The organism is Pseudomonas sp. B21-017 (assembly GCF_024749245.1).
Taxonomy (GTDB): domain Bacteria; phylum Pseudomonadota; class Gammaproteobacteria; order Pseudomonadales; family Pseudomonadaceae; genus Aquipseudomonas.
On record NZ_CP087194.1, the window covers coordinates 6,018,674 to 6,033,660 of the forward strand.

Sequence of the window (14,987 nt, forward strand, 5' to 3'; positions counted from 1 at the left end):
CGGACGTTCACTACCATGCTGATTGATCAGAAAATACCCTTAGGCCAGTACATCGCGAGCTTCGTTGAATGGTTGACGCAACACGGCGCCAGCACCTTCGACGCCATCGCCGTGTCACTGGAAACGATGATCCACGGCGTGACTTTTGCGCTGACCTGGTTCAACCCGCTGGCATTGATCGGCCTCATCGCACTACTGGCACATTTCATCCAACGCAAATGGGGCCTGACCGTTTTCGTCATCGCCTCCTTCCTGCTGATCCTCAATCTGGGGTACTGGCAGGAAACCATGGAAACCCTCGCCCAGGTGTTGTTCGCCACCCTGGTCTGCGTAGTGATCGGCGTGCCGTTGGGTATCGTCGCCGCGCACAAACCGATGTTCTACACACTGATGCGGCCGGTGCTCGATCTGATGCAGACCGTACCGACTTTCGTGTACCTCATTCCTACCCTGACCCTCTTCGGTCTGGGTGTGGTCCCGGGTCTGATCTCGACGGTGGTGTTCGCGATTGCCGCGCCCATCCGCCTGACCTACCTGGGTATCCGCGATGTTCCGGACGAACTGATGGACGCCGGCAAAGCCTTTGGCTGCTCGCGCCGTCAGTTGCTCTCGCGCATCGAACTGCCCCACGCCATGCCAAGCATCGCGGCCGGTATCACCCAGTGCATCATGCTGTCGTTGTCGATGGTGGTGATTGCGGCACTGGTGGGCGCCGACGGCCTGGGCAAACCTGTGGTCAACGCACTGAACACTGCTGATATCGCACTGGGCTTCGAAGCAGGCCTGGCGATCGTATTGCTGGCGATCATGCTCGACCGTATCTGCAAACAACCCGAAGCCAAAGTAGGGGGTGACGCATGAGCATTATTCGCTTCGAAGACGTGGACGTGATCTTCTCCAAAGATCCACGCGCCGCTCTCAAACTGCTCGACCAGGGCATGACCCGCAACGAGATTCTGAAAAAGACCGGGCAAATCGTCGGTGTCGAAAAGGCCAGCCTGGACATCGAGAAAGGTGAAATCTGCGTACTGATGGGCTTGTCCGGCTCCGGCAAATCCAGCCTGTTGCGCTGCATCAACGGCCTCAACACCGTTAGCCGTGGCAAGTTGTTCGTCGAACACGAAGGCCGGCAGATCGACATCGCGTCCTGCACCCCGGCGGAACTGAAGATGATGCGCACCAAGCGCATCGCGATGGTGTTCCAGAAGTTCGCCCTGATGCCTTGGCTGACGGTGCGCGAGAACATCAGCTTCGGCCTGGAAATGCAGGGTCGCCCCGAGAAAGAACGCCGCAAACTGGTGGACGAGAAGCTTGAGCTGGTGGGCCTGACCCAGTGGCGCAACAAGAAACCCAATGAGCTCTCCGGCGGCATGCAGCAGCGTGTCGGCCTGGCCCGTGCGCTGGCGATGGACGCCGACATCCTGCTGATGGACGAACCGTTCTCGGCCCTCGACCCGCTGATTCGCCAAGGCCTGCAAGATGAACTGCTGGAACTGCAAAACAAGCTGAGCAAGACCATCGTCTTCGTGAGCCACGACCTCGATGAAGCCCTGAAGCTGGGCAGCCGTATCGCGATCATGAAAGACGGCCGGATCATCCAGTACAGCGTGCCGGAAGAAATCGTCCTGAACCCTGCGGACGATTACGTGCGCACCTTCGTCGCCCACACCAATCCGCTGAACGTATTGTGTGGTCGCAGCCTGATGCGCACCCTGGACAACTGCAAACGCATCAACGGTTCGGTGTGCCTGGATCCGGGCGGCGATTCGTGGCTGGACCTGGCCGAAGGCAACACCATCAAAGGCGCGCGCCAGAACGGCTCGAGCCTGGATCTGCAGAAATGGATACCTGGGCAAGCGGTTGAAGCCCTGGGCCGTCGACCAACGCTGGTGGACTCCAACATCGGCATGCGCGATGCGCTGCAGATTCGTTACCAGACCGGCAACAAGCTGGTGCTGCACGACAACAACAAAGTGGTCGGGATCCTGGGCGACAGCGAGCTGTACCACGCGCTGCTCGGCAAGAACCTGGGGTAAGCAAGACAGCAGACACAAAAACGCCGCGAGATGATCGCGGCGTTTTTGTTTGTGCAGATATCAGGTCTGGAATACCGACAACTGTGGCGAGGGAGCTTGCTCCCGCTGGGTTGCGGAGCGACCCCAATCCAGACACCACGGTATTTCAGATAGATCGCGTAACCAGGATCTACGACTGCTTCGCAGCCGAACGGGGGCAAGCCCCCTCGCCACAATGGATCTGCGGTGCAGCTTGTGCACCGCATCACCTCAAACCTCAGCTATAAACCCGGCCTAGCAGCTGCCGATGGCTTTCAAACTGATCGAGCACGTCACGGGTGATCTGATCCTGAGTGAAGCCCATCAAGTCATAGTCCTGGCTGCCGTTGTGCAGGTACACCTCGGCGCGGTAGTAACGTGCGCGCGGTTCATCGGCACTTTCGGCCGACACCGCTTCACTCGCCGCCGCCAGATAACCGTCCAGGCTCACTTCGTAGACAAAAGGGTTGCCCTCTTCCATCTCGATCCGCAGGCCCATGCAACGCTTGGCTTTACCCAGCAACGTTTGCACGTTCAGGCCCTTGCCACGCAGTTGAACCACGGCCTCTTCCAGCGCCGGGCTGACTTGTTTGTCCATGAAACGCTGAACAATCGACTGATTCGGCTGCAAATCCAGCTGGGTCAGACGCTCGCTGAAACCACGACGACCACGCGCCGCCAGTTCCGCTTGCTCCTGTTCGATCTGCACGTCCTGGCGCATGGCCTTGTGCAAACCGAACATGAAGAACACCAGCACCACCGAGAACGGCAGCCCCGCCAGCACCACCATGGTTTGCATGGCTTCGAAGTTACCGGCGAACAGCAGACCGATGGTCACCAGGGTGATCACCACCGACCAGAAAATCCGCAGCCAGTGCGGCGCGTCTTCGTCGACGTTGCCGCCCTTGCACGAAAGGTTGGCCATCATCACCGCGCCGGAGTCCGCCGGGGTCAGGAACAGCACGAAACCGACAAAAATCGACACGCCAATGACAACTTTCGACGCCGGGTAATGCTCAAGCAACTGGTAGATCGCCATCGATGGCTGTTCCAGCGCCGTCTTCCCGAGCTCCACCGCCCCATGGTTCATCACCAGGTCCAGGGCCGAGTTACCGAAGATCGACAGCCATGCCAGGGTGAAACCCAGCGGGATCAGCAGCACACCGGCGACCAGCTCACGCACCGTGCGGCCACGGGAAATACGCGCGATGAACATGCCGACAAATGGCGCCCAGGAAATCCACCAGGCCCAGTAGAACAGGGTCCACAGGCCCAGCCAGCGGTCAGACTTCTCACTGTCGCCTTCGTACACGTAGAGGTCGAAGGTCTTCAGCACCACGCCATTCAGGTAGTCACCGATGTTCTGCACAAAGCCGTTGAGCAGGTGCAGGGTCGGGCCGAACAACAGCACGAAAATCAGCAGACCGCTGAACAGCACGATGTTCAGGTTGGACAGACGGCGAATGCCGTTTTCCACGCCGGACACAGCGGCGATGGTCGCCACGGTGCTCATCACGATGATCACGATCAGCAGGTTGGTGTTGCTGTGTGCCATGCCGAACAGGTTTTCCAGCCCCGACGACACTTGCAGCGAACCGATCCCCAGGTTCGTCACCAGCCCCAGCAGGGTCACGAACATGCCGAAGCCATCCACCGCATGACCGGCCGCGCCTTTGACCCAACGCTCGCCGACCAACGGATAAAGCGCCGAACGCAAGGCCAACGGCTGGTTATGACGATAAGCAAAGTACGCCACGGCCAGGCCGACCAAGGCGTAGATCGCCCAGCCATGCAGGCCCCAATGCAGGAACGTCAGCTGCACTGCCTGACGTGCGGCAAGGTTGCTGCCGGCGACGCCTTCCGGCGGGTTGAAGTAATGGTCCAGTGGCTCGGACGCACCGAAGTACAACAGCGAGATGCCGATACCCGACGAGAACAGCATCCCCGCCCAGGCGCCGTAGCTGAAGTCCGGGGTATCGTCCTTGCTGCCCAGCTTGAGCTTGCCATAAGACGAAAACGCCAGGCCAACCACGAACACCAGGTAGGCGGCGATCACTACCATGTAGTACCAGCCGAAGCTGCGGGACAACCAGGCCTGGGCAATACCGAGCATTCTGCCGGCCTCTTGCGGGGCGACGATCAGAATGGCGGTCAACAGCAGGATCAGCGCGGTAGAGGTGTAGAACACCCAACCGTTGACCATCACCTTCTCGGGTGGGGTCTTTATTAGAGAGGCAGAACTCATGGCACAGATGCTCCGGGCAGTGCGAGAGAAGAACACAAGGCAACGCGGTACCCGACCAATCGATTAGTTGGCAGCCGACCGGCGGGTGATATAAAGACACCCCGAAAAAAGCCCGAAGCCCCTGGAACGCGTCTGCGTATGGGTTTCGAGCATTTTTGGATGTCGGTTTATCGTCATTTACACGTAGGAAAAATCTGTAAGCAGCGACGAATTGTCGCAGATCTTATTCTTTGTTGATTGAACGTTCAATCAAAACAAAATAGACTGGCCCTCAATCCGGTAGGCGTATTTCGTCCACCGGGAGGCCTAAGGAGATGTGCAAGATGCCCAAGGTCGGTATGCAACCCATCCGCCGCCAGCAATTGATCGAAGCCACGCTACAGGCCGTCGATCAGGTCGGCATGGGGGACGCCAGCATTGCGCTGATCGCCCGTTTGGCCGGTGTCTCGAATGGCATCATCAGTCACTATTTTCAGGACAAGAATGGCCTGATCGCCGCCACGATGCGGTATCTGATGAGCGTCCTCAGCGAGAACGTCACCGCGCGCCGTCAGGCGATGGCAGATGACAGCCCACGGGCGCATCTGCAGGTGATTATCGAAGGCAACTTCGACGCCAGCCAGGTCAATGGCCCGGCAATGAAAACCTGGTTGGCCTTCTGGGCCACCAGCATGCACCAGCCGTCTTTGCACAGGTTGCAGCGGATCAACGATCACCGTCTGTATTCCAACCTGTGCTGCCAGTTCCGCCGTGCGTTGCCGCTTGATCAAGCGCGCAGCGCCGCCCGGGGCCTGGCAGCCCTCATTGACGGTTTGTGGTTGCGCGGCGCGCTGTCGGGAGATGCTTTCGACACCGAGCAGGCGCAAAGAATCGCTTACGAATACATGGATATCCAATTGGCCAAGCAGGTGAGTTAGAGCACACATAAAACCGCTCAGCCCCTGAACGCCACTGATCAGCGTCGCCAACGCTACACGGCACGTCCCAGTGGTTAACGCCAACCAACTTATGCACTTGCGAGGACTTTATGGCCCGTTTCGAACTGCAAAAACTCTACATCGACGGCGGCTACAGTGACGCCAGCAGCGACGCCACCTTCGAAGCCATCAACCCGGCTAACGGTGAAGTCCTCGCAACCGTACAGCGTGCGACCAAGGAAGACGTCGAGCGTGCAGTGGTCAGTGCCGAAAAGGGCCAGAAAATCTGGGCCGCGATGACCGCCATGGAGCGTTCACGCATCCTGCGTCGTGCCGTCGACATCCTGCGCGAGCGCAACGATGAACTGGCCGCCCTGGAAACCCTGGACACCGGCAAGGCGTACTCCGAAACCCGTTACGTCGACATCGTCACCGGCGCTGACGTGCTGGAATACTACGCAGGTCTGGTACCGGCCATCGAAGGCGAGCAGATTCCGCTGCGCACCACCTCTTTTGTCTACACCCGTCGCGAGCCGCTGGGCATCGTGGCCGGTATTGGCGCGTGGAACTACCCGATCCAGATCGCCCTGTGGAAATCCGCTCCAGCCCTGGCGGCCGGCAACGCGATGATCTTCAAGCCAAGCGAAGTCACCTCGCTGACCACCCTGAAACTGGCCGAGATCTACACCGAAGCCGGCCTGCCGGCTGGTGTGTTCAACGTGTTGACCGGTAGCGGCCGTGAAGTCGGCACCTGGCTGACCGAACACCCACGCATCGAAAAAGTATCCTTCACCGGCGGCACCGACACCGGCAAGAAAGTCATGGCCAGCGCTTCCGCCTCCACGCTGAAAGACGTGACCATGGAACTGGGCGGCAAATCCCCGCTGATCATTTTCGACGACGCCGACCTCGATCGCGCCGCCGACACCGCGATGATGGCCAACTTCTACAGCTCCGGTCAGGTCTGCACCAACGGCACTCGCGTGTTCGTCCCGAGCCACCTGAAAGCCGCGTTCGAAGCCAAGATCGTTGAGCGCGTTGCACGCATCCGCGTTGGCAACCCGGAAGACGAAAACACCAACTTCGGCCCGCTGGTCAGCTTCGCCCACATGGAAAGCGTGCTGGGTTACATCGCCAAAGGTAAGGAAGAAGGTGCTCGCCTGCTGTGCGGCGGCGCTCGTCTGACCGACGGCGAATTCGCCAAAGGCGCATTCGTGGCCCCGACCGTGTTCACCGACTGCACCGACGAGATGACCATCGTGCGCGAAGAAATCTTCGGCCCGGTGATGAGCATCCTGACCTACGAAACCGAAGAAGAAGTGATCCGTCGCGCCAACGACACCGACTTCGGTCTGGCTGCCGGCGTCGTTACCAAAGACCTGAACCGCGCGCACCGCGTGATTCATCAACTGGAAGCCGGTATCTGCTGGATCAACGCCTGGGGCGAGTCCGACGCCAAGATGCCGGTCGGCGGCTACAAGCAGTCGGGCGTGGGCCGTGAGAACGGCATCAGCTCGCTGAACAACTTCACACGCATCAAATCGGTACAGGTCGAACTGGGCGATTACGCCTCGGTTTTCTGATCTGACGCGAACCTGAAGCTGGGGCCTTTGTGGCGAGGGAGCTTGCTCCCGCTGGGCTGCGAAGCAGCCCCAACTTCAGGTTCAGCGCTCATTCAGACAGAACACGGTCGCTGATTTGCGACTGCTGCGCAGCCGAGCGGGAGCAAGCTCCCTCGCCACAGTAAGTGACAAATCCGCGACCGCGACCTGACCAACTTCAAAGAGGGTGCATTCAATGTCCCAAGTATTCGATTACATCATCATCGGTGCCGGCTCCGCCGGTAACACCCTGGCGACCCGTCTGACTGAAGACGAAGGCGTCACCGTCCTGCTGCTCGAAGCGGGCGGCCCGGATTACCGTCTGGATTTCCGCACACAAATGCCAGCGGCTTTGGCGTTCCCGCTGCAAGGCCGTCGCTACAACTGGGCGTACGAAACCGATCCAGAGCCACACATGGACGGTCGCCGGATGGAATGCGGTCGCGGCAAGGGCCTGGGTGGTTCTTCGCTGATCAACGGCATGTGCTACATCCGCGGCAACGCCATGGACTACGACAACTGGGCGAAACTGCCAGGCCTGGAAGACTGGACTTACCTCGACTGCCTGCCGTATTTCCGCAAGGCGGAAACCCGTGACATCGGCCCGAACGACTACCACGGTGGCGACGGTCCGGTCAGCGTGACCACGCCCAAAGCCGGCAACAACCCGCTGTTCAGCGCGATGGTCGAAGCAGGCGTGCAGGCCGGTTACCCGCGTACCGAAGACTTGAACGGTTACCAGCAAGAAGGTTTCGGCCCGATGGACCGCACCGTGACGCCGAAAGGCCGTCGCTCCAGTACCGCTCGCGGTTACCTGGACATCGCCAAGAAGCGTTCGACCCTGACCATCGTCACCCACGCCCTGACCGACAAGATTCTGTTCGAAGGCAAGCGTGCAGTCGGCGTGCGTTACCTGATCGGTGCCGCCGAAGAACGCGTTGAAGTCCGTGCCCGCAAAGAAGTGTTGCTGTGCTCCGGCGCCATCGCGTCGCCGCAGATCCTGCAACGCTCCGGTGTCGGCCCGGCCGAACTGCTGAAAAAGCTTGATATTCCGGTGGTCCACGACCTGCCGGGCGTCGGTGAAAACCTGCAGGATCACCTCGAGTTGTACCTGCAATACGCCTGCACCCAACCGGTCTCGCTGTACCCGTCGCTGCTCCTGCACAACCAGCCGGCCATCGGTGCCGAGTGGCTGTTCAACGGCACCGGCATCGGCGCCAGCAACCAGTTCGAAGCCGGCGGTTTCATTCGTACCCGCCCGGAATTCGAATGGCCGAACATCCAGTATCACTTCCTGCCGGTAGCGATTAACTACAACGGCAGCAACGGCGTGAAAGAGCACGGCTTCCAGGCGCACATGGGTTCCATGCGTTCGCCAAGCCGCGGCCGCATCCAGGCCAAGTCCAAGGATCCGCGCGAATACCCGAGCATCCTGTTCAACTACATGGCCACCGAGCAGGACTGGCAGGAATTCCGCGACGGCATCCGCCTGACCCGTGAAATCATGCAACAGCCAGCACTGGACGCCTTCCGTGGTCGGGAAATCAGCCCTGGCATCGACGTGCAAACCGACGAGCAGCTGGACAAGTTCATCCGCGAGCACGCCGAAACCGCGTTCCACCCGTCCTGCTCGTGCAAGATGGGCACCGACGAAATGGCCGTGGTCGATGGCGAAGGTCGTGTGCATGGCATGCAAGGCCTGCGCGTGGTCGATGCTTCGATCATGCCGATCATCACCACCGGCAACCTGAACGCACCAACGATCATGATGGCCGAGAAAATCGCCGACAAGATCCGCGGTCGCAAACCATTGCCGCGCAGCAAGGCCAAGTACTACGTGGCCGGCGGTGCACCGGTGAAGGGCAAGCCGTTGCGGGATGTGAGCGCTCAGTAAGCCGTAACACCGAGGCGCGGCCTTCGCGGGCAAGCCTCGCTCCTACAGGGAATCGCATTCGCCCTGTAGGAGCGAGGCTTGCCCGCGAAAGCGTCCGCCCAAGCAATAAGATAAATTCCTGACTCACCCAACCTCAACTCTTCCTACACCGCTCTTCACTTGATCCTACCCCCCACGCAGGCCTAATCTAGCGCCACGCAAACGTTTCCCCCCCTCGCAACACCGATTCGCCGCCACTCCATACCAAGGAGGTTCCCGAATGTTCGATTTCCACCCCCAGCTCAAGCAGCGCTTCGCTGCGTTGCGCACGGGCGCTGAATTCTTTTCGCTGCGTTATGTTCGCGAATCCGGTCAGTATCTTTCAGTGCGCAAGAACGTCGCCGAACCACCGAGCCTGAGCCGGGACGAAGGGGCGATGCTGACCGTTCGGGTCAACGGCGTCGAAGCCTATGCCGCGACCAACGACTTGTCCCAGTCCGGGCTGCAAGCCGCGCTGGAGAAGGCCGAGCAACAAGCCCGTCGACTCAAGCCACACGCCCTCCTCGACTTGCGTGAGCAAGCGGTTTCCAGCGAGCGCGCCGACTATTTCTCGCCGAGCCTCGACCAACCCTTCCCGTCTCTCAGCGATTGCTACCAACTGCTCGGCGCCGAATCCGCCGCCGTGCCCAAGGACGAACGCCTGGTGAACTGGCAGGCGAGCATCGGTATCACCAACGTCGAGCAGATCTACCTCAACAGCGCCGGCGCCGAACTGCGCCAGGCCCAGCGCTTCGTCTACCCGAGCATGGACGTCACCGCCTACGACGGTAACGACAGCCAGACCCGCACCCTCGGCCGCGAGAATTTCGGTCAGCAGGGCGGCTTTGATGTGATCAGCCGCTGCGGCCTGATCGGCGCCGGCCCGAAAGTCGCCGACCAGGCGTTGCAATTGCTGCTGGCACCGAACACCCCGCAAGGCCCGCGCGACCTGTTGCTGATGCCCGACCAGATGATGCTGCAGATCCACGAGTCCATCGGTCACCCGCTGGAACTGGACCGCATCCTGGGCGACGAGCGCAATTACGCCGGCACCAGTTTCGTCAAGGCGCAAGACTTCGGCCGCCTGCAATACGGCTCCGAACTGCTCAACGTGACATTCGACCCGGACATCCCCGAACAGCTCGCCAGCTACGGCCATGACGACGAAGGCACCGCCGCCAGCAAGCAATTCCTGATCAAGCAAGGTTTGCTGCTGCGACCATTGGGCGGCGCGCTCTCGCAGTTCCGGGCCAGCCTCGACGGCGTGGCCAACAGCCGCGCCTGCGGCTGGAACCGTCCGCCGATCGACCGCATGGCCAACCTCAACATCGAGCCCGGCGATCAGCCGCTTGAGCAACTGATCGGCAACATCGAGCACGGCATTTTGATGAGCACCAACCGTTCGTGGTCCATCGACGATGCGCGCAACAAATTCCAGTTCGGTTGCGAATGGGGCCAGTTGATCGAAAACGGCGAACTCAAAGGCGTGGTGAAGAACCCGAACTACCGGGCGATTTCCGCGCAATTCTGGAAGAGCCTGCGCGCCGTCGGTGACGTCAGCACCTTCAAGGTGCTGGGGACGCCGAACTGCGGCAAGGGCGAACCGAACCAGGTGATCCGTGTCGGCCATGCGTCGCCGGCCTGTGTGTTCAGCAACGTTGATGTGTTTGGGGGAGATGCCTGATGAGTACGTCCACGAGCACTTCAAAAAACCAGGCCGATTCGTTCAAGGCCTTGGTCGACTGGCTGCGCGATGCACTGCGCACGCCTGAGCAGTTCACCCTCAGCTACGCCGCCGAATCGTCGGCCTTCGTGCGCTTCAACCACGCCAAGGTGCGTCAGGCCGGGCAGGTGCAGCAGGCAAGCATCGGCTTCAAACTGATCAACGACGGCCGCCACGCCGACCTCGATATCACGTTGTCGGGCGATCCGGAAGTCGACCTTCAGCGTCTGGCCGAGGGGCTACAACAGTTGCGCGAAACCCTGCCGTTGCTGCCTCAGGACCCGTACCTGCTGCTCAACCATGACGACTGGCAGAGCAACAACGTGCAGGATCATCCGCTGCCGGACACCGAGCAGGTGGTCGCTGAAATCACTCAGGCCGGCGAGGGGCTGGATCTGGTCGGTTTCTATGCCGCCGGGCCGATCAGTCGCGGCTTCGCCAGCTCCTCGGGCGCGTTCGGCTGGCATCAGGCCAATAGCTTCAACTTCGATTTCAGCCTGTTCCATGAAAACGGTCAGGCGGTGAAAGCCAGCTATGCCGGGCACGACTGGAACAGCGAAGGCTTTGCCCGGCGTTTCCAGCAGGCCCGCGAGCAGTTGGCGTTTCTGGGTCGGCCAACGCGCACGCTGGCGCCGGGTCAGTACCGCGCCTACCTCGCGCCGGCAGCCCTGGAAGAAATCATGGGCATGCTCAGTTGGGGCGGGTTCTCGGCGCAGTCGATTGCCAGCAAGAGCAGTCCGTTGCAGAAGCTCTACGGTGGCGACAGCTCGTTCAGCCCGTTGGTGTCCCTGGATGAAAAAGTCAGCGGCTCCCTGAGCCCGGCGTTCTCCGGTGAAGGTTATCCACGCAGTGATCTGCGGCTGATTGTTGAGGGCAAGGCGGGCGAGCAACTGGTCGGTTCACGCAGCGCCGCCGAATACGGCCTGACCGCCAACGGCGCCGGCGGCGGTGAAGCCCCAAGTGCATTGAACATGGCGGCCGGCTCTTTGCCTGACGCCGAGATTCTCAAGCAACTGGGCACAGGTCTGTACATCAGCAACCTGTGGTACCTGAACTACTCGGACCAACCGGCAGCGCGCCTGACCGGCATGACACGGTTCGCGACCTTCTGGGTCGAGAACGGCGAGATTCAGGCACCGGTCAGCACCATGCGTTTCGATGACAGCGCCTACAGCCTGCTCGGTTCGCAGCTGGAAGCGTTGACCGAGGAACGCGAGCTGATGTTGTCGGCCAGCACCTACAGTCAGCGGAACACGTCTTCGGCATTGCTGCCGGGAGCGCTCGTCAGCCGATTGACCTTGACCCTGTAAACACAAAAACCTGTGGCGAGGGAGCTTGCTCCCGCTGGGCTGCGAAGCGGCCCCAGACCGGCAATGTGCTCTATCAGACAGACCGCATTCACCGGATTTACGACTGCTACGCAGCCGAGCGGGAGCAAGCTCCCTCGCCACAGGGTTCAGCGCCAGCCACGAATCTGCATTAACAAGAGGCCCCATGCCCAACCGCCCACCTCTCGACGCCGTCACCGCCCGCTGGTTGCCATGGGTCGTGGCCATTGCCTTCTTCATGCAGTCCCTCGACGGGACAATCCTCAACACCGCCCTCCCCGCCATGGCCCGGGACCTGGCCGAAGACCCGCTGCGCATGCAGGGTGTGATCATCGCCTACATGCTCACCGTCGCCTTGCTGATTCCCGCCTCCGGCTGGATCGCCGACCGTTTCGGCACCAAGAAAATCTTCTTCGGCGCCATCCTGTTGTTCAGCATCGGCTCATTGCTCTGCGCCTTGTCGAGCACCCTGAGCATGCTGATCGGCGCCCGGGTGATCCAGGGCCTGGGCGGCGCCTTGATGTTGCCGGTCGGACGCTTGGTAGTGCTGCGCGCGTATCCGCGCTCGGATCTGGTGCGGATCATGGGGTTCATCACCATTCCCGGCCTGCTCGGCCCGCTGATCGGCCCGACCATGGGCGGCTGGATGGTGCAATACCTGACCTGGCACTGGATCTTCCTGATCAACCTGCCGGTGGGTGTCATCGGTTGCTACGCGGTATGGAAATTCATTCCCGACCTGCGCGGCAGTGAACGCACCCGCTTCGATAGCCTGGGCTTCTTGCTGTTCGGCGCGGCGATGGTGCTGATCACCATCGCCATGGAAGGCCTCGGCGAACTGCGTCTGCCGCACTTGCGGGTGATGTTGCTGTTGTTTGCCGGCATGGCCTGTCTGGCGGCCTATTGGCTGCGGGCCGGGCACATCGACAATCCACTGTTTGCGCCATCGCTGTTCAAGACCCGGACCTTTGCCGTGGGCATCCTCGGCAACCTGTTCGCCCGGTTGGGCAGCGGCGCATTGCCGTTCCTGGTGCCGTTGCTGCTGCAAGTGGCGCTGGGCTATTCGCCGTCACAGGCCGGGATGAGCATGCTGCCCCTGGCCGCGGCCGCGATGGTCGCCAAATCGGTGGCGCGGCCGTTGATCGAACGTTTCGGCTACCGCATCGTGCTGACCGGCAACACACTGGCGCTGGGGATCATGCTGGCGAGCATGGGTCTGGTCAGCGAGCAGACGCCGTATTGGCTGTTGCTGGGCCAGTTGGCGATTCTGGGGGCGATCAACTCCTTGCAGTTCACCGCGATGAATACCGTGACACTGATCGACCTCGACGACGCCAGCGCCAGCAGCGGCAACAGTTTGCTGTCGGTGGTAGCGCAATTGTCCCTGAGCCTGGGCGTGGCGTGCGCCGGTGCGCTGCTCGGCGGATTCACGGCGGAGATGGGCAATGACGACGTGGACACGGTGCTGGGCGCGTTCCAGCTGACGTTTGTGACGGTAGGAATCATGGCGATGCTGGCTGCAACGATCTTCTCGCAACTTTCACCAAAGGACGGCCGACGGATGGTCAGCCGTGAGCACGATATCGAGCACTGACCCGTAGCAGCTGCCGAGGCACGAGGCTGCGTTGGGCTGCGAAGCGGCCTCCCGGGGCGGTCCTGCGGACACGCAACGCAGCCTCGTACCTCGACAGCTGCTACGGCTATTCGTCCAGAATTTGCAGGTGGAGAGCCTGGGACTGATACACTGCGCGACATTTTGTTTTGCAGGCCAGTCCCGTGACCACCATCGCCACCGCTTTTAATACTTTGCCGCTGTCCGCCGCCATGCTGGCTAACCTCGACTCCCTCGGTTATGCCCAGATGACGCCGATCCAGGCGCAAAGCTTGCCGGTGATCCTCAAGGGGATGGACCTGATCGCCCAGGCCAAGACCGGCAGCGGCAAGACCGCCGCCTTCGGTATCGGCCTGTTGAACCCGATCAATCCGCGCTTCTTCGGTTGCCAGGCACTGGTCATCTGCCCGACCCGTGAGCTGGCCGACCAGGTCGCCAAGGAAATCCGTCGCCTGGCCCGTGCCGAAGACAACATCAAGGTCCTGACCCTGTGCGGCGGTGTGTCTTTCGGCCCGCAGATCGGCTCGCTGGAGCACGGCGCACACATCATCGTCGGCACTCCAGGGCGCATCCAGCAACACCTGCGCAAGGGTTCGCTGGTGCTTCACGGCCTGAACACGCTGATCCTCGACGAAGCCGACCGCATGCTCGACATGGGTTTCTACGATTCCATCGAAGAAATCATCGCCCAGTGCCCGGAACGTCGCCAGACCCTGCTGTTCTCCGCCACCTATCCGGTGGGCATCAAGCAGTTGGCGTCGAAGTTCATGCGTAATCCGCAGCAAGTGAAGGCCGAGGCGTTCCACGACGACACGCAGATCGAGCAGCGCTTCTACGAAATCTCCCCGGAAGAGCGCATGAGCGCGGTGACCAAGGTGCTCGGCCACTTCCGTCCGGCGTCCTGCGTGGCGTTCTGCTTCACCAAGCAGCAGGTGCAGGAAACCGTCGATCACCTGACGTCCAAAGGCATCTCCGCCGTCGGCCTGCACGGCGATCTGGAACAGCGTGACCGCGACCAGGTGTTGGCCATGTTCGCCAACCGCAGTACGTCGGTACTGGTTGCCACCGACGTCGCCGCACGCGGCCTGGACATCGATGCGCTGGACATGGTGATCAACGTCGAACTGGCCCGTGACTCGGAAATCCACATTCACCGTGTCGGCCGTACCGGTCGTGCCGGTGAGAAAGGCATCGCGATCAGCCTGGTCGCACCGTCCGAAGCGCATCGCGCCCAAGCCATCGAGCAACTGCAGAAGTCGCCGTTGAATTGGGATCAGGTGGATAACCTCACGTCCCAGGGCGGCGGTCCGCTGCTGCCGCTGATGAGCACGCTGTGCATTGGTGCGGGCCGTAAAGACAAAGTCCGTCCGGGTGACATTCTCGGTGCACTGACCGGCGAGGCGGGCATTCCCGGCGCCCAGGTCGGCAAGATCGCGATTTTCGACTTCCAGGCCTATGTGGCCGTGGAACGCGGGATCGCGAAGCAAGCCTTGCAGCGTCTGAACGACGGTAAAATCAAAGGCCGTTCGCTGCGCGTTCGCATTTTGTAAAACCGCACCGCCCCCCCTGTAGGAGCGAGGCTTGCCCGCGAAGAA

Annotated in this window: 10 protein-coding genes; 9 read left to right on the top strand and 1 reads right to left on the bottom strand. The window is 61.1% G+C overall.

The annotated features are described in order from the left end of the window. Positions 1-15: 15 nt before the first annotated feature. Together choW and choV are read left to right on the top strand one after the other, a co-directional pair. Positions 16-861 (top strand): choline ABC transporter permease subunit, encoded by an 846-nt coding sequence (choW, locus tag LOY28_RS27410; RefSeq protein ID WP_018928772.1) that lies wholly within the window; start codon positions 16-18, stop codon positions 859-861. Continuing rightward, positions 858-2,036, top strand: coding sequence for a choline ABC transporter ATP-binding protein (choV, locus tag LOY28_RS27415; protein WP_018928771.1), 1,179 nt, complete (start codon positions 858-860; stop codon positions 2,034-2,036). Before choW ends, choV begins: the two co-directional genes overlap by 4 nt. A gap of 256 nt (positions 2,037-2,292) precedes the next feature. Here the strand turns inward: choV and LOY28_RS27420 are convergent, their stop codons facing one another. Beyond that, positions 2,293-4,242 (bottom strand): BCCT family transporter, encoded by a 1,950-nt coding sequence (locus LOY28_RS27420; RefSeq protein WP_231508959.1) that lies wholly within the window; start codon positions 4,240-4,242, stop codon positions 2,293-2,295. A 380-nt stretch (positions 4,243-4,622) separates the two neighbouring features. Between LOY28_RS27420 and betI the strand changes: the two genes are divergently transcribed. From betI to dbpA, 7 genes are all read left to right on the top strand, one after another. Then, on the top strand, positions 4,623-5,216 hold the full coding sequence (gene betI / locus LOY28_RS27425; protein ID WP_018928769.1) for a transcriptional regulator BetI: 594 nt from the start codon (positions 4,623-4,625) through the stop codon (positions 5,214-5,216). A gap of 110 nt (positions 5,217-5,326) precedes the next feature. After that, positions 5,327-6,799 (top strand): betaine-aldehyde dehydrogenase, encoded by a 1,473-nt coding sequence (betB, locus tag LOY28_RS27430; RefSeq protein WP_018928768.1) that lies wholly within the window; start codon positions 5,327-5,329, stop codon positions 6,797-6,799. 214 nt (positions 6,800-7,013) lie between these two features. Further along, positions 7,014-8,711, top strand: a complete 1,698-nt coding sequence (gene betA / locus LOY28_RS27435; protein ID WP_064620863.1) for a choline dehydrogenase — start codon at positions 7,014-7,016, stop codon at positions 8,709-8,711. A gap of 259 nt (positions 8,712-8,970) precedes the next feature. Then, positions 8,971-10,413: a TldD/PmbA family protein gene (locus LOY28_RS27440; protein ID WP_258612772.1), complete on the top strand. Its 1,443-nt coding sequence runs from the start codon at positions 8,971-8,973 to the stop codon at positions 10,411-10,413. Further along, the gene (locus LOY28_RS27445) at positions 10,413-11,762 is read left to right on the top strand and encodes a TldD/PmbA family protein (RefSeq protein WP_258612773.1); all 1,350 of its coding nucleotides are present in this window, start codon (positions 10,413-10,415) and stop codon (positions 11,760-11,762) included. Before LOY28_RS27440 ends, LOY28_RS27445 begins: the two co-directional genes overlap by 1 nt. A gap of 25 nt (positions 11,763-11,787) precedes the next feature. Continuing rightward, the gene (gene mdtD / locus LOY28_RS27450) at positions 11,788-13,374 is read left to right on the top strand and encodes a multidrug transporter subunit MdtD (protein WP_258612774.1); all 1,587 of its coding nucleotides are present in this window, start codon (positions 11,788-11,790) and stop codon (positions 13,372-13,374) included. Positions 13,375-13,604: 230 nt separating this feature from the next. Then, a complete protein-coding gene (dbpA, locus tag LOY28_RS27455) occupies positions 13,605-14,942 on the top strand; it encodes an ATP-dependent RNA helicase DbpA (protein WP_230139067.1) in 1,338 nt (445 codons plus the stop codon). Positions 14,943-14,987 lie beyond the last annotated feature (45 nt).